We start from the raw sequence: 14,320 nt of genomic DNA, 5'->3' as shown, positions 1-14,320 counted from the left end.
CCTCCAAAACTTGACTTGACAGTCATGTCATCTTCGTTCGATGCTCGGATCCTGAACCTGAGACCATGCGGCTGTCAAGAGGGCGGGCGAGCGAGGGAAGAAGGACGATGGCGAGCGAGACGAACGGCGCCGCGGGTCCGGCCGCGCCGCTGACCGAACGCGGCGCCCGCACGCGCGAGCGCCTGCTCGCCGCCGCCCGCGAGGTGTTCGAGGAGCGCGGCTTCCTCGACACCCGCGTCGCGCACATCACCCGGCACGCCAAGGTCGCCTACGGCTCCTTCTACACCTACTTCCCCTCCAAGGAGGCCGTGTTCCTGGAGGTCGCCGACCGCCTCTTCGCGGACATGACGGCGCACGACCTCGTCCCCCTGGACGGCCCCTCCCCGGCCGCGCGCGTCCGCCGCGCCAACCGCGCCTACTACGAGGCGTACCAGCGCAACGCCAGGATGATGGCGATCATCGAGCAGGTCTCGACGTTCAACGTCGAGTTCCAGGAGATGCGCCGCAAGCACCGCGCCGGCACCGTCGCCCGCTCCGCCAAGGCCATCCGCCGCTGGCAGGCGGCGGGCCTCGCCCCCGCCGACCTCGACCCCGAACTGGCGTCCCGCGCGCTCGCCTCCATGGTCGACCACTCCCTCTACCTGTGGCTCGTCCAGGGCGAGGGCCCCAACGACCGCCTCCTCGACACCCTCGACACCCTCTCCATCCGCGCCCTCGGCCTCGACCCCTAGGAGCCCCCCTTGGACCTCGCGGACCGTTTCCTCGCCGCCATCACCTCGGGCGACACCGACGCACTGCGCACCATGTACGCCCCCGACGCGACGATCTGGCACAACGACGACGGCCGCCAGGAACTCGACGACAACCTGCGGACGCTCCGCTGGCTGTCGCGCAACCTGCGGGACATGCGCTACGAGGTCCTGCGCCGCGACGCCCTGCCCGACGGGTACGTGCAGCGGCACGTCCTGCGCGGCGCCCTCCCCGACGGGGCGCCCTTCGAGCTGCACGCCTGCCTGTTCGTGACCGTCCGGGACGGCCGGATCGCCCGCCTCGAGGAGTACGCCGACAGCCGGGGCAGCGACCCCCTCCGCGCCCTGGCCGCCGCCCAGCGCGCCGCCCGCACGGACGCCCGGACGGACGCCCGCACGGACGTGCGGGCATGAGCGGGCCGGGCGACGCGCTCGCCGCCCGGCTCGGCGCCGGGATCGACGGCCTGGAGCGGCTCTCCGGCGGCGCGAGCCGCGAGACCTGGGCGTTCATCGCCGACGGCCGCCCGCTGATCCTTCGCCGCGACCCGCCCGCCGCGCCCGACGCGGCGGCGATGGCCCGCGAGGCGGCGCTGCTGTCGTCCGCCGCGGCCGCCGGCGTCCCCGTCCCCACGCTCGTCGACCACGGCGACGACCTCGACGGCGCCCCGTACCTGATCATGGAGCGGCTGACCGGGGAGACGATCCCGCGCCGGCTGCTGCGCACCGAGCGCCCCGGTCTCGCGCGCGAGCTCGGCGCGATCCTCGCGCGCCTGCACGCGATGGCGCCCGTCCCGGACCTGCCGGACGCCGACCCGCTCGACGCGCTCGCCGAGTACTACGACGCGTTCGAGGAGCCCCGCCCCGCCGTCGAGCTCGCGTTCCGGTGGCTGCGCGCGAATCGCCCGGCGCCGACCGGACGCACCGTCGTGCACGGCGACTTCCGCAACGGCAACCTGATGATCGACGGCCCGGACGTCACCGGCGTCCTCGACTGGGAGCTGTCGCACCTCGGGGACCCCGCCGAGGACCTCGGGTGGCTGTGCGTGAAGGCGTGGCGGTTCGGCTCCCCGCACCCCGTCGGCGGCTTCGGCCCCCGCGCCGACCTCCTCGCCGGGTACGCCGACGGCGGCGGCACCCCGCCGGACCCGGACGTCCTGCACTGGTGGGAGGTCTACGGCACGCTCCGCTGGACGGTCCTGTGCCGCCACCAGGCCGAGCGGTACCTGAGCGGCGCCGACCCGTCGATCGAGTACGCCGTCCTCGGCCGCAAGGTGTGCGAGCAGGAGCACGACCTGCTCCTCGCCCTCGGGCTCGCCGAACCGGTCACCGTCCCCGACCCGCTGGGGTCGGAGGACGGGACGGGCGCGGCCGCCCCGCCGCACGACCGTCCGTCCGGCCCGGCCCTGCTGGAGGCCGTCGAACGGTTCGTCCTGGAGGCCGACCACGCCGACGACCGGCTCCGCTTCCACGCGCGCGTCGCCGCGTCCGCGCTCCGCATCGCGCGCCGCGAACTCCTGCTCGGCGACGCGCACCGCGAGGCCCACGCGGCGCGGCTCGCGCCCCTCGGGTGCGCGAACGACGCCGAGCTCGCCGCCGCCGTCCGCGAGGGCCGGCTGGCCGACCGGACGGACGAGGTCGTCGCGGCCGTCCGCGCGTCCGTCGTCGACAAGCTCACCGTCGCGAACCCCCGCCACCTCGCCACCCCGCCGTAACGGGTTGCGGCCGTCCGGTTCTCGTGATCCGGCCCGATCGGAAAAGGGCCGGGGAGCCGCGGCGACCTATGATCACGGCATGGATCCGGAAGTGGTGATCGGGGCGGCCGGCTTCGTCGTCACCGCCACCGCGGCGGCGATCGCGTGGGCGCAGCTGCGCCGGACGCCCGCCCCCGGCCGCGCGCTGCCCGCTCCGGAGAACGTCCGGTCCCGGGCGGTGCTGCGGCCGCCGACCGGGCGGCTCCCCGGCCACGTGCGCGGCCGCGCGGACGTCCTGCGGACCGTCGACGACGCCGCGCGGCGGCCCGACGGCACCGTGCACGTGCTCGGCGGGCTCGGCGGCACCGGCAAGACGACCATCGCCCTGCGGGCGGCCGAGGCGTGCCTGGACGCCGGCCTGCGGGTCTGGTGGGTGTCCGGAGCCGACCCCGGCGCGCTGGCCGCCGACCTGCTCGAACTCGCCCGGGTCCTCGGCGCGTCCGCGCAGGACGTCGAGGACGTCTCGCGCGGCCGCCGCAACCCGGCCGACGTCCTGTGGGAGGTCCTCGACGCCCAGCGGGACTGGGTCCTGGTCATCGACAACGCCGACGACCCCGGCGCGCTCGCCGTGGACGGCCGGACCGCCGCCGACGGCTCCGGCTGGATCCGTCCGGCCGCCTCCGGGCTCGTCCTGGTCACCAGCCGCACCGTCGACCCGCTCGTCTGGGGGCGGCACGCGGTCGTCCACGACATCGGATGGCTGCCCGCCGAGGCCGGTGCCCGGATGCTGCTCGACCTCGCGCCGGGGGCGGGCACCGCCGCCGAGGCCCGCGCGCTGGCCGAACGCCTCGGCGGGCTGCCCCTCGCCCTCCGCCACGCGGGCCTGCACCTCGCGTCCCCGTTCAACCGCGAACGCTCCTTCACCGCGTACGCCATGGCGCTCCGCGACCGCTTCCCCGAGCTGATGCGCGCCGGCACCGACGACCGGTCCGTCGTCGCGAGCACCTGGCGGCTGACCCTCGACGCCCTCGCGGACGGCGGGCGCCCGGACGTCGCGGGCACCATGCACGTGCTCGCGCGGCTCGCCGGCGGGGCCCCGTTCCCCTGCGACCTGCTCGACCACGCGACGATCGGTGCCCGCGCCGCCGAGAACCTGCGCGCCCTCGCCAACACCGGGATGATCACGCTCGCGCTGTACGGCGAGGGCGGCGTGGAGGCCCTCACCGTGCACCCGCTCGTCGTCGAGGTGCTGCGCCACGAGGACGACGAGCCGGGCGACCACATGGCGAGCGCGGCGCGCCTGCTCGCCGCCGCCGCCGGACGGCTGGACCCGCGCGACCCCGAGCACGGGGCGGCGTGGGCCTCGCTCGTCCCGCACGCGAGCGAACTGCTGGAGGCGGCCGCGTCCCGTCCGGACGAGCCGGTGCTGGAGCGCATGACCGGCACGGCGGCGCGGGTGGCCCTCGCTCTGCTCTGGACGAGCCGGTACTTCACCGCGCGCGCGTTCATCGAGGAATCCCTGTCGGCCGCCGTGCCGCTGGGACCCGGCCACCCCGCGGTCCTCACGCTCCGCCTGCGCCTGTCCATGGCGCTCCGCCTGCTCGGTTCTCCGGCCGACGCCGAGCCGCACGCCCGGGAGGTCGCCGAAGCCCGGGGCCGCTCGTCCGGTCCCACGGATCCGAGCGCGCTGGACGCTCGGCACGAGGTCGGGCTGTGCCTCTCCGGACAGGGCCGGCACGCCGAGGCGCAGGAGGTGCTCCGGGCGGTCGTCGCGGACCGGCGCGACGTCCTCGGCGAGGAGCATCAGGACACCCTCGTGAGCCTGACCGTGCTGGCCCGCCTGCCGGTTCGCCTTGGCCGGCTGGACGAATCGGAGGAGATGCTCCGCGACGTGTACGCGACGCAAAGCCGCGTGCTGGGGGCCCGCCATCCCGATACCGTGATCACGCGGAAGTACATCGGGCAAGCGCTCGCGGAGAAGCAGTTGCTCGACGATGCCGAAGCGGAGTTGACGGAGGTGCTCCCCGAACTTCGTCGCCTCTTCGGCGCGGAGCACGGCGACGTCCTGTCGACCCAGTCCGTGCTGGCGGGCATTCTCGCCGCCAGGGGCAAGAAGAGGGCGGCGAGGCGGGCGTTCGAAGAACTGCTGTCGGTGCAGCGCCGCGTACTCGGCGCCGAGCATCCGGGAACGCGCAAGACCGAGCGGGCCATCGCAGAGCTGTGAGGTGACCGGGAGGATGATCGTGAAGGACCGGGAACAGTGCGAGTTCCGCAAGTCGCGGCACTCGTCGCCGACCCATTGCTGCGTCGAGATCGGGCGTTCGGGGGACGTCGTCCGGGTGCGCGACTCGAAGGCGCCCGCCGCCGGGACGCTCGACCTGCCGGTCGGCGCGGCGCGGCGGCTCTTCGCCGCGCTCCGGAACCGCTGACCGCCGGAACGGGACGGCCGCCCCGGCCGCGGGCTGCGGGCGGGGCGGCCGGGGGGCCGGGCGGGTCAGCCGATGCGGGCGGCGCCGTCCGGCCGGGCCGCCGGGGCGGGCGCCGGGGCGGCGGGCGCGGCCGTCCCCTCCCGGACGGTGGCGAGCAGGGCGACCGCGACGACGCCCTGGATGCCCATGATCATCGCCTGCGTCACGGGCTCCTCGACGCCCAGCATCACCATCGTCAGGTTGACCGCGAAGTGCGTCGCGACGGCCGCGAGGACACCGGCGCGCTCGTAGGCGTGGCAGACCAGCATGGCCATCGGGACGGAGCTGGCCGCGAAGAGCACGCCGCTCGGGGTCGTCGCGCCCAGCTCGTTCTGGACGGTGCCGTGGACGAAGAACAGCGGCATGTGCCAGACGGCCCAGATCAGGCCGAGCACCAGGGCGACCGTGTACCTGTTCATCGACGCGCGCATCCGCGGGTAGGCGGTCCCGCGCCAGCCCGGCTCCTCCGACACCGGGCCGAGCAGCAGCATGGTGGCGAGGAACGAGACGGGCCCGCCGGGGTTGGCCTCGATCATGTCCATGCCGGGCTCCAGGCTGAGGCCGGGGCCGCCCGCGGCGTGCGCCAGGAAGGCGCCCGCCAGGACGGTCGCCGAGCCCAGGAGCAGCAGCGCGGGCGCCCAGGCCAGGGCGGCCCGGCGGTACCGGACGGCGCGCGCCGGGACGGGCTCGCCGCGGCGGGTGCGGCGGCGCCGGATCACCAGGGCGCCGGCCAGCGGCCCGAAGGCGCCGAGGCCGTGGAAGGCGGTCGCCGCGGGCGCGTCGCCGAGCGCGATCGCGACGGCCCAGGCCGCCCAGCTCATGACGAACGCGATGGTCATGAACAGGATCAGGTCGCTCCGGAACGTGCCGGGGACGGCGGGGCGTGCGTGTGAGGTCATGCCGGGACTCCCTCTGGTCGGGGGTGAGGTTCGCGTGGGCGGGGGCCGGGGGTCAGGAAGAGGCGGTGCTCTTCTCGGCGGGCTTCTCCCCAGGGTTCGCGTCGAGGCGGCGGGTGAGCCAGGACGCGACGAGCGCGAGGAGGTCGGGGTCGACCGGGTCGCGCAGAAGGCGGCGGTAGGAGCGCATGGAGGGTTTTCCGCCGTCGCGGCGGAGAACGTGGGTGAGGCCGGGGACGCGGTGGATCTCGGTCTCAGCGGGCACCAGCCGCTCGATCTCGTCCAGATCCGCGGGATCGACCTGGATGTCCTTGTCGCCCGTGACGGCCAGGACGGGCACCCGGACGGCCGCGAGATCGTCCCGGGTGTCGTGGGCGAGGTTCTCGCGCATCCAGCGCGCGTTCACCGGGAGCCCGGCGATGCGCGCGACGTCCGTCCGGGTGTCCTTGATCCGGGCGAGGGCCCGCTCGCCGATCCCCGCGAGGGGGCGGCGCAGCAGGCGGACGGGCGCGGGCATGCTCGCCAGGATCGCGCGGGCCTGCCAGCGGACGGCCTCCTCGCCTGGGCGGGCGTATCCGGCCAGCAGGACCGCCGCCCGCACGTCGTGGCGCCCGGCGAGGGCCATGGCGTGCAGCGCGCCCTCGCTGTGGCCGACGACCGCGATGGCGCCGGGCCGGATGCCGGGGTGCGCGGCCAGGGCGCGCACGGCGGCCGCGGCGTCCTCGCGGTTGCCGGCGAAACCGGCGGACCGCCAGTCGCCGGGGGTGGCGCCGACGCCGCGCCGGTCGTAGCGCAGCGTCGCGATCCCCTGTCCGGCGAGCGCGCCGGCCAGGGGACGGCCGAGGTTCATGGGGAGCTTCGGGGTGCCGCCGTCCCGGTCCAGGGGGCCGGAGCCGTGCAGCAGCAGGACGGCGGGGTGCGGGCCGGGAGCGGCCGGCAGGGTCAGGGTGCCGGCCAGCCGGGTCCCATCGTCGGCGGTGACCGTCATCTCGGTATCGGGCACGGGGGGTTCGCCTCTCATTGTTATCAACGCTGAGAACGTTATCAGGTGTGAGATCATGAAGGCATGGCGAACGCGAACCTCCTGCTCCATCCCGTCCGGTTGCGGATCCTGCAGACCCTGGTCGGCGCCGACGAGATGACCACCGCTCAACTGCGCGAACGGCTCCCGGACGTGTCACCGGCCACGATGTACCGGCATGTGGCGACGCTCACACGGGCCGGGATACTCGAGGTGGTCCGCGAGCGTCCCGTCCGGGGCACGGTCGAGCGCACCTACCGCGTCCGCCAGGAGGAGGCGCTCGTCGACGAGGACGCCCGCGCCGCCATGACCAAGGACGACCACCGCGCGGCGTTCGCCGTGTTCAGCGGCGCCATGATGGCCGACTTCGACCGCTATATCTCGCGCGACGACTCCGATCCCCCGCGCGAGAACGTCCTCTACCGGCAGGGTGCGGTGTGGGTGACCGACGACGAGTTCGCCGCGCTGGTCGAGGAGATCGAGGCGGCCGTCGAGCGGCGCACGCGCACGTCACCCGGCGACGGCCGCACCCGGCACCTGCTCAGCCTGGTCTTCCTCCCCGACAAGCCCGCACCGGACGGGACGGGCGAGGCGGGCGAGGGCGAGGACGAGGACGACGGGTCCTGACCGGGATCGGCCGCCGCGTCACCGCGCCTCGGGCGCCTCGGGCGGCTCGGACGGTCCGGGCGCGGTCGGCACCCATCCGCTGCGGGCGCCCTCGTCGATCAGCCGCTGCGCGTACGCCCACAGGTCCGCCGAGGCGTCCCCGATCACGGACTTGCGGCGCCGCACGTCGGCGTCGGTGACGCCGGGCGTGCGCCAGGTTCCGCCCTTGTTGTTGTAGTTCAGCAGCAGGGGCTGGAGCCGGTCCATCGCCTTGGCGAACCGCGCCTCCGGCGTGCGCCGCTCCTCGAACTCGTCCCAGAGCGCCCGGAAGTCGGTCTCCTGGTCGCCCGGCAGCAGGGCGAACAGCCGGTCGGCCGCCTCCCGCTCCCGCGCCTCCTGCGTCGCCTCGCCCTCCGCGTCGTAGAGGAACGTGTCGCCCGCGTAGATCTCCACGAGGTCGTGCAGCAGGACGAGCCGCAGCGTGCGCCCCACGTCGATCGGCTCGTCGGCGTACTCGGCGAGGACCGCCGCCATCAGCGCCAGGTGCCACGAATGCTCGGCGTCGTTCTCCCTGCGGTCGTCCGCGATGAGGACGCTGCGCCGCAGGACGGTCTTGAGCCGGTCGACCTCGACGATGAACGCGATCTGGCCGGCGAGCCGGGACGGGACGTCCGGCGGCTGCGGCACCCGGTCGATGAGGCGGTCGTCGGCGGTCATCGCACCTCCACGCATTCGTCGGCCCCAGCGAACCTACCCGCCGCGCCCCGCCCGTCCAACGGGTGCGGCGCCCATCGGTGCGTGCCGCACGGCAACTCGGCATGGACATTAGTGTGTGCCGCACACTATGGTGTGACACGTGACCTCAGACGAACTGATCCTCACCCAGGCCCAGGAGCTCCGCCGCGGCACGGTCGTCCTGGCCTGCCTGGCCCTGCTGGAGGAGGCGCAGTACGGCTACGCGCTCCTGGAGACGCTCAACGAGGCCGGGGTCACGGTCGACGGCAACACCCTCTACCCCCTGCTGCGCCGGCTGGAGAAGCAAGGACTGCTCACCAGCGAGTGGAACACCGACGAATCCCGGCCGCGCAAGTTCTATCGGGTCGGCCCGAAGGGCTCCCTGGTACGCGAAGGACTGATGCACGAATGGCAAAGCCTGGTCACCTCGATGTCGCGCCTGACCAAGGAGATCCGATGAGCACCGGCGCCCTGACCGAGAGCTACGTGCAGGAAGTCGTCCGGCGTGTCCCCGCCGACCAGCGCGACGACATCGCCGGCGAGCTGCGCGCCACGATCGCCGACGCCGTCGACGCGCACGCCGAGTCGCACGCGGAGCCGGACGGCGAGCCGGACGGCGAGCCGGACGGCGCGGCGGCGGAGCGCGCCGTGCTGACCGAGATGGGCGACCCGATCCGGCTCGCCGCCCGGTACGCCGACCGCCCGCTCACCCTCATCGGCCCCGACCTGTACCCGTCCTACCTGCGGATGCTCACGCTGCTGCTGGGCGGGGTGCTGCCCGCCGTGACGCTCGCGCTGATGGTGGTGGACGCCCTGGACGGCGCGAACGTCGGCCAGGTGATCGCCACCGGGATCGGCACGGTGCTGTCCGTCGGCGCCCAGATGATCGCGTGGCTCACCGTCGTGTTCGCCGCCGTGGAACGCTTCGGCGCCCGCGTCGCCCCCCGCGCCTGGACACCCGACGACCTGTCCGAGCAGCGCGGACCGGACGAGGGGCTGCGGGGGACGTGCGCGACCATCGTGTGGGACGCGCTGCTGCTCTTCCTGCTCGTCTGGCAGCACACCGCCGAGCCCTACCGCGTCGACGGCGCCCGCCTGCAGGTCGTCGACCCGGACCTGTGGTCCGGCTGGATCTGGCCGATCATCGCCGGGTTCGCCGCCCTCATCACCGTGAACCTCGTGCGGGTCGCGCGCCGCCGCTGGACCTTCCCGCTGGCCGCCTGCCACGCCGCCGCCCAGGCGCTCGTCACGCTCCCCCTCGCCTGGCTCCTGTACCGGGCGGAGTTCTTCAACCCCGAGTTCCTGGCCGCGGTCAACGGCGACGACTGGACGACCCCCGACTCGTTCTACACCGCCGTCGCGCTGGTCGTCCTCGCCGTCGGGGTGAGCGAGTCCGTCAGCCGCTTCCGCAAGATCGCCCGCTGACCGCCGTCCCGTCCCGTCCGTCCCGTCCGGGCGCCGGGACGGGACGGAAAGGGGCTTGGCCCGCCCGTCCGGACGGCTTAGCGCCGGAGGGTGGCGGACGCGCGCGGGACGCCGCCGGACCTGCCTCCACCTCCGCCGCCTCCGCCGCCTCCGCCTCCGCCTCCGCCTCCGAAGGATTTCCGGGCGCGGAGCACCGGATTTCGGATATGTTTCCGCAGCGTAAATCCGATACGCCTGTCCCAAAAGTTTCGATTTCTTCGGAGTTAAGAGTTGATTTCGGTCCCCCCGGCGAATTGCCGGAAGGTTCCCGAAGCGGGAGCCTGACGGAACTCAACCGACTTCGAGGAGTGCGAATGGCACCGATCATGAGCAAGTCCGAGGCCGCGCGCCACGTCGCGTCCGCCAAGGTGCGGCGCGACCTGTCCTGGGCGCGGATCGCCGAGGAGATCGGCGCCCCGCTCGTGTGGACGACCGCCGCCCTGCTAGGGCAGCACCCGATGACGCGCGAGCAGGCCGAACGGGTGTGCGCGTTCCTCGAACTGGACGCGGCGGTCGCCGAGAGTCTCCAGCTCCAGCCCACCCGCGGCACGGACCCGGCGGTCATGAACGACCCGACGATCTACCGTTTCGTCGAGGCGCTGTCGGTGTACGGACCCGCGCTGAAGGAGCTGATCCACGACGAGTTCGGCGACGGGATCATGAGCGCGATCAATTTCCGCGTCGACTTCGACCGCCGCGCCGACCCCGACGGGGACCGCGTCGTCATCACCCTGGACGGCAAGTTCCTCGACTACCGGTGGTGACCTGACAGCGGCCCGGCGGCCCTGTGAGCCGAACGTAACACCGCTAACTCAGGGCCGTCATACCGCGGGCATCAACGCTGCCGACACTCTCCTGGTCGGTCCGAATACCCCGGAAAGGGTCGGTACTCTTCCGGGCCCTCCACGGCAGAGGAGTGACTCGTGTCCTATGTGAAACCGCCCGACCTCGTCCGGTCGATGGTCGACGCCGGTGAGGCGAAGGCGTTCATGTCCACCCGCGACACCATCATCCGGGCGTTCATGGCCGGCGCCATCCTCGCGCTCGCCGCGGCCTTCGCGGTCACGATCACGGTGCAGACGGGCGAGCCGCTGCTGGGCGCGGTGCTGTTCCCGGTCGGCTTCTGCCTCCTGTACCTCATGGGGTTCGACCTGCTGACCGGCGTGTTCACCCTGGTCCCCCTCGCGCTGCTCGACAAGCGGCGGGGCGTCACGCTCCGCCTGCTCCTGCGCAACTGGGGCCTCGTCTTCCTGGGCAACCTGGCCGGGGCGATGACCGTCGCGGTCCTGATGGCGATCGTCTTCACCTACGGCTTCTCCACCGACCCGAACGAGGTCGGGCAGCAGATCGGCACGATCGGCGAGGGCCGGACGGTCGGTTACGCCGACCACGGCGCCGCCGGGATGCTGACGCTGTTCGTCCGCGCGGTCCTGTGCAACTGGATGGTCTCCACCGGCGTCGTCGCCGCGATGATCTCGAAGTCGGTCTCCGGCAAGGTCATCGGCATGTGGATGCCCATCATGCTCTTTTTCTACATGGGCTTCGAGCACTCGATCGTGAACATGTACCTGTTCCCGTCCGGCCTGATCCTCGGCGGCGACTTCTCGATCATGGACTACCTCGTCTGGAACGAGATCCCGACCGTGATCGGCAACCTCGTCGGGGGGATCACGTTCGTCGGGCTCACGCTCTACGCGACGCACGGCCGCACCGGCCCGTCGCGCAACCGCCCGGCCGCGCCCGAGGAGCCGCCGGCCGCCGGGGAGGCCGCCTCCGACGAGGCGGCCGACGGGGCGGCCGACGGGAAGCCGGCCGCCGGAGAGACCGGCGTCCCCGTCAGAGTCGACGCGTAGGACGCCCTTCCGAGCCGTGCGGCCGTCCGCTCCCGGCGGCCGCACGGCTCGGCCTTTCCCGCGCGGGGTCCGGCCGGGTTCCGCGGCGAGATCAGTACGCGGTGTCGTCCGGTAGCCAGCCGCCGTCCAGCTCGCTCGCGGACGCGCCGTACACGCAGACGAACGCGAAGATCAGCATCGGCGGGACCATGACGAGACCGGCGGCCCCGGTCGCCCACAGTCCGCGATGCCCCGAACCGCCCCGTCCGCGCCGCACGAACCCGGCGGCCAGGGCGGCGACGCCGGACACCAGCATGAGCGCGGGCGGTGCCCAGTACAGCAGGACCAGGTCCGGGTGCACGTCGGTCGTGATGTACTCGGGGCCCACCAGCCGCAGCACCGCGGCCAGAGTCGGCGGCGGCAGCAGCGCCAGAGCGGCGATGGCGGCGGGGGCAGGCGAGCGGCGGGCGTTCGTGTCCATGCCTCCACCCAACCGGCGGTGACGGTCGCGGCGGATCCGCTCCGATACTCAATCCGCCCCGTGGAACTACTCCCCCCGTCCGGGCCGAAGGGTTCACACCCGGGCCTCTTCGGCGGCCGGGGAAGGTCCGGGCGAGGGGGCGGCGGGCGGCGGGTCCTCGGTGAGGCCGACGCGCCGGTGCAGGGCGCGGAGCGGGCGCGGGGCCCACCAGTTGGCGCGGCCCGCGAGGCGCATGAACGCGGGGAGGAGCACGCCGCGGATGAGGGTCGCGTCGACGAGGACGGCCAGGGCCATCCCGATGCCGAGCTGCTGCAGGAACACGACGTCGCCGGTGGCGTAGGTCGCGAACGAGACGGCGAGGATGAGCGCGGCGGCGGTGACGAGCGGGCCGCTGCGCGCGATACCGAGCGGGACCGAGGCCGCGGCGTCGCCCGTCCGGTCGTACTCCTCCTTGATGCGCGAGAGGAGGAACACCTCGTAGTCCATCGAGAGCCCGTAGGCGATGCAGAACATCAGGATCGGGATGCTGGGTTCGATGGAGCCGGTCGGGGTGAAGCCGAGGAGGCCGGAGAGGTTGCCCTCCTGGAAGATCCAGACGAGCGCGCCGAACATGACCGACAGGCTCAGCAGGTTGAGCACGGTCGCCTTGAGCGGGGCGAGGACGCTGCCGGTCATCAGGAACAGGACGACGACGGTGACGGCGACGATGAGGCCCGCGACGAGCGGCAGCCGGGCGGTGACGGCGTCGCGGTAGTCGGCGAGCTCGGCGGGGTAGCCGCCGACGAGCGCGGGTGCGGGCGCGGGGACGGCGCGGACGTCGGCGACGAGGCCGACGGCGTCGGCGGCGAGCCGCTCCGACGACGGGACGGCGACGAGCCGGGCACCGTCGGCGGACGCGTACCGGGCGCCGGCGGGCGCGGGGACGGGACGGCCACCGGTGTAGGACCCGTCCGGCGAGTCGACGCGGACGATCCCGTCGACGCGCGACAGTTCGGCCGCGTACGGCCCGAGATCGGCGGAGTCCGGCGGCGACGCGGGCAGGACGACCTGCAGGGCGTCGGCTTCCTCGACGGCGAACGAGGCGCGGATCTCGTCGTACATCGTCCGGACGGGCGCGGAGGTGTTGAGCACGCGGTCGTCCGGGAGTCCGAAGCGGACGCCGAGGAACGGGGCGCCGAGCAGCAGGACGAGCGCGAGCGCGGTGCCGCCGAGGACGAGCGGGCGGCGCATGACGGCCGCGGCGAACGCGTGCCAGCGGGCGGCGCTCCGGTGCGCGGGGGTGCGGCGTGCGACGCGGTCGCCGAGGAGGGTGAGCGCGGCGGGCAGCAGGACGGTCGCGCCGACGACGGCCGCGGCGACGACGGCGACGCCCGCGTAGGCGAACGAGGCGAGGAACGGGAACGGGAACGCGAGCAGGACGGCGAGGGCGGCGGCGACGGTGACGCCGCTGAACAGCACCGTCCGGCCGGCGCCCCGGACGGTCGCGACGACCGCCGCGCGCACGTCGCCGTCCCGTCCGGCCAGCTCCTCCCGGAACCGGAAGATCATGAACAGGCCGTAGTCGACGCCGAGGCCGATGCCCATGACGAGCGCGATGTTGGAGGCGAAGGTGGAGATCTCGGTGAACGCGAGCGGGATCCGCAGCAGGGCGAGCGAGCCGAGGACGGCGAACAGGCCGGTCGCGAGGGTGACGAGCGCGGCGGCGAAGCGCCGGTAGACGAGCCAGAGGAGCAGCAGGGTCAGCGGCAGGATGATCAGCTCGGCGCGGACGAAGTCGGCGCGGGCCTGCTCCATGACGTGCCGGAACACCTCGTCGCCGCCCCCGACCGTGACCTCGACGGCCGGACCGGTGCGGGTGAGGTCGGCGGCGAGGCCGGGCAGGACGTCGCGGCGGACGTGGTCGGCGTCGCCGGGCACCCAGGCGAGGACGAGCGCGTGCCGCGCGTCCTCGCTCCGCAGCGTGCCGGGGCCGCCGCGGCTCCAGTAGGACCAGGCGTCGCCGACGCCGTCGCGGGCGGCGAGCTCGGCGGTCAGCGAGCGTCCGGCGGCAGCGACGGCCGGGTCGTCGACGGTGCCGGTGCGGGCCGTGACGAGGAGCGCGACGTTCGGGCTGCCGGTGGCGTGGTCGCGGGCGAGGACGTCGGAGGCCCGCATCGATTCGGAGCCGGGCGCCTCGAACCGGTTGAGCGACAGGGCGCCGATCGTGCCGGCGCCGACGATCCCGACGAGGACGAGTGCGGCGAGGCCGAGCGTGGTGATCAGGCGGGCCCGTCGGGTGACGAACCGGCCGAGGCCGTGCGGTGTGAACACGTGCTCCCCCAGGGGCGACGTAACATACGAGTGTCGACTCGTGTTTGGTGGCATAATACGAGTACTT

Annotated in this window: 15 protein-coding genes; 10 read left to right on the top strand and 5 right to left on the bottom strand. The window is 73.9% G+C overall.

All coding sequences use genetic code 11. The features are described from left to right. Window positions 1-107: 107 nt before the first annotated feature. From F7P10_RS22660 to F7P10_RS22640, 5 genes are all read left to right on the top strand, one after another. Window positions 108-731 (top strand): TetR/AcrR family transcriptional regulator, encoded by a 624-nt coding sequence (locus F7P10_RS22660; protein ID WP_151011998.1) that lies wholly within the window; start codon window positions 108-110, stop codon window positions 729-731. Window positions 732-740: 9 nt separating this feature from the next. After that, on the top strand, window positions 741-1,163 hold the full coding sequence (locus F7P10_RS22655) for a nuclear transport factor 2 family protein (protein WP_151011996.1): 423 nt from the start codon (window positions 741-743) through the stop codon (window positions 1,161-1,163). Further along, window positions 1,160-2,461 carry a phosphotransferase family protein gene (locus F7P10_RS22650; protein ID WP_151011993.1) on the top strand — a complete coding sequence of 434 codons (1,302 nt, stop codon included), beginning with the start codon at window positions 1,160-1,162 and terminating at the stop codon, window positions 2,459-2,461. The genes F7P10_RS22655 and F7P10_RS22650 overlap by 4 nt, the downstream gene beginning before the upstream one ends. A gap of 79 nt (window positions 2,462-2,540) precedes the next feature. Next, complete coding sequence (locus F7P10_RS22645; RefSeq protein ID WP_151011991.1) at window positions 2,541-4,664, top strand: tetratricopeptide repeat protein; 2,124 nt, start codon at window positions 2,541-2,543, stop codon at window positions 4,662-4,664. A gap of 19 nt (window positions 4,665-4,683) precedes the next feature. Beyond that, window positions 4,684-4,869 (top strand): DUF397 domain-containing protein, encoded by a 186-nt coding sequence (locus F7P10_RS22640; protein ID WP_254715959.1) that lies wholly within the window; start codon window positions 4,684-4,686, stop codon window positions 4,867-4,869. Window positions 4,870-4,934: 65 nt separating this feature from the next. On the opposite strand, the gene F7P10_RS22635 is transcribed toward F7P10_RS22640, so the two are convergent. Together F7P10_RS22635 and F7P10_RS22630 are read right to left on the bottom strand one after the other, a co-directional pair. After that, window positions 4,935-5,807: a CPBP family intramembrane glutamic endopeptidase gene (locus F7P10_RS22635; RefSeq protein ID WP_218040117.1), complete on the bottom strand. Its 873-nt coding sequence runs from the start codon at window positions 5,805-5,807 to the stop codon at window positions 4,935-4,937. 52 nt (window positions 5,808-5,859) lie between these two features. Then, a complete protein-coding gene (locus F7P10_RS22630) occupies window positions 5,860-6,807 on the bottom strand; it encodes a S9 family peptidase (protein WP_151011987.1) in 948 nt (315 codons plus the stop codon). A 63-nt stretch (window positions 6,808-6,870) separates the two neighbouring features. On the opposite strand from F7P10_RS22630, the gene F7P10_RS22625 reads away from it, so the two are divergent. Next, complete coding sequence (locus F7P10_RS22625) at window positions 6,871-7,452, top strand: helix-turn-helix domain-containing protein (RefSeq protein ID WP_151011985.1); 582 nt, start codon at window positions 6,871-6,873, stop codon at window positions 7,450-7,452. An 18-nt stretch (window positions 7,453-7,470) separates the two neighbouring features. On the opposite strand, the gene F7P10_RS22620 is transcribed toward F7P10_RS22625, so the two are convergent. Continuing rightward, the gene (locus F7P10_RS22620; RefSeq protein ID WP_151011983.1) at window positions 7,471-8,148 is read right to left on the bottom strand and encodes an HD family hydrolase; all 678 of its coding nucleotides are present in this window, start codon (window positions 8,146-8,148) and stop codon (window positions 7,471-7,473) included. Between the two features lie 139 nt (window positions 8,149-8,287). Between F7P10_RS22620 and F7P10_RS22615 the strand changes: the two genes are divergently transcribed. The 4 genes from F7P10_RS22615 (at window position 8,288) to F7P10_RS22600 (ending at window position 11,483) form a co-directional block, all read left to right on the top strand. After that, a complete protein-coding gene (locus F7P10_RS22615; RefSeq protein WP_151011981.1) occupies window positions 8,288-8,626 on the top strand; it encodes a PadR family transcriptional regulator in 339 nt (112 codons plus the stop codon). Beyond that, window positions 8,623-9,591, top strand: coding sequence for a hypothetical protein (locus tag F7P10_RS22610; RefSeq protein ID WP_151011979.1), 969 nt, complete (start codon window positions 8,623-8,625; stop codon window positions 9,589-9,591). Before F7P10_RS22615 ends, F7P10_RS22610 begins: the two co-directional genes overlap by 4 nt. Before the next feature lie 353 nt (window positions 9,592-9,944). Continuing rightward, complete coding sequence (cynS, locus tag F7P10_RS22605) at window positions 9,945-10,394, top strand: cyanase (RefSeq protein WP_151011978.1); 450 nt, start codon at window positions 9,945-9,947, stop codon at window positions 10,392-10,394. A gap of 159 nt (window positions 10,395-10,553) precedes the next feature. Beyond that, window positions 10,554-11,483, top strand: a complete 930-nt coding sequence (locus F7P10_RS22600; protein ID WP_151011976.1) for a formate/nitrite transporter family protein — start codon at window positions 10,554-10,556, stop codon at window positions 11,481-11,483. A gap of 91 nt (window positions 11,484-11,574) precedes the next feature. On the opposite strand, the gene F7P10_RS22595 is transcribed toward F7P10_RS22600, so the two are convergent. Then, complete coding sequence (locus F7P10_RS22595; RefSeq protein WP_151011974.1) at window positions 11,575-11,943, bottom strand: hypothetical protein; 369 nt, start codon at window positions 11,941-11,943, stop codon at window positions 11,575-11,577. Between the two features lie 93 nt (window positions 11,944-12,036). Beyond that, window positions 12,037-14,253, bottom strand: a complete 2,217-nt coding sequence (locus F7P10_RS22590) for an MMPL family transporter (RefSeq protein WP_254715958.1) — start codon at window positions 14,251-14,253, stop codon at window positions 12,037-12,039. Window positions 14,254-14,320 lie beyond the last annotated feature (67 nt).

The organism is Actinomadura sp. WMMB 499, assembly GCF_008824145.1.
Taxonomy (GTDB): domain Bacteria; phylum Actinomycetota; class Actinomycetes; order Streptosporangiales; family Streptosporangiaceae; genus Spirillospora.
Note: the sequence above shows the minus strand (reverse complement) of the source record. Positions and strands in the feature narration are given on the sequence as shown.

Bases quoted from the DNA above. Each gene is read 5' to 3' on its own strand.
- F7P10_RS22660 (WP_151011998.1), top strand. From the start codon at position 108: ATGGCGAGCGAGACGAACGGCGCCGCGGGTCCGGCCGCGCCGCTGACC.
- F7P10_RS22650 (WP_151011993.1), top strand. From the start codon at position 1,160: ATGAGCGGGCCGGGCGACGCGCTCGCCGCCCGGCTCGGCGCCGGGATC.
- F7P10_RS22610 (WP_151011979.1), top strand. From the start codon at position 8,623: ATGAGCACCGGCGCCCTGACCGAGAGCTACGTGCAGGAAGTCGTCCGG.
- F7P10_RS22620 (WP_151011983.1), bottom strand. From the start codon at position 8,148: ATGACCGCCGACGACCGCCTCATCGACCGGGTGCCGCAGCCGCCGGAC.
- F7P10_RS22625 (WP_151011985.1), top strand. From the start codon at position 6,871: ATGGCGAACGCGAACCTCCTGCTCCATCCCGTCCGGTTGCGGATCCTG.
- F7P10_RS22635 (WP_218040117.1), bottom strand. From the start codon at position 5,807: ATGACCTCACACGCACGCCCCGCCGTCCCCGGCACGTTCCGGAGCGAC.
- cynS (WP_151011978.1), top strand. From the start codon at position 9,945: ATGGCACCGATCATGAGCAAGTCCGAGGCCGCGCGCCACGTCGCGTCC.
- F7P10_RS22645 (WP_151011991.1), top strand. From the start codon at position 2,541: ATGGATCCGGAAGTGGTGATCGGGGCGGCCGGCTTCGTCGTCACCGCC.
- F7P10_RS22595 (WP_151011974.1), bottom strand. From the start codon at position 11,943: ATGGACACGAACGCCCGCCGCTCGCCTGCCCCCGCCGCCATCGCCGCT.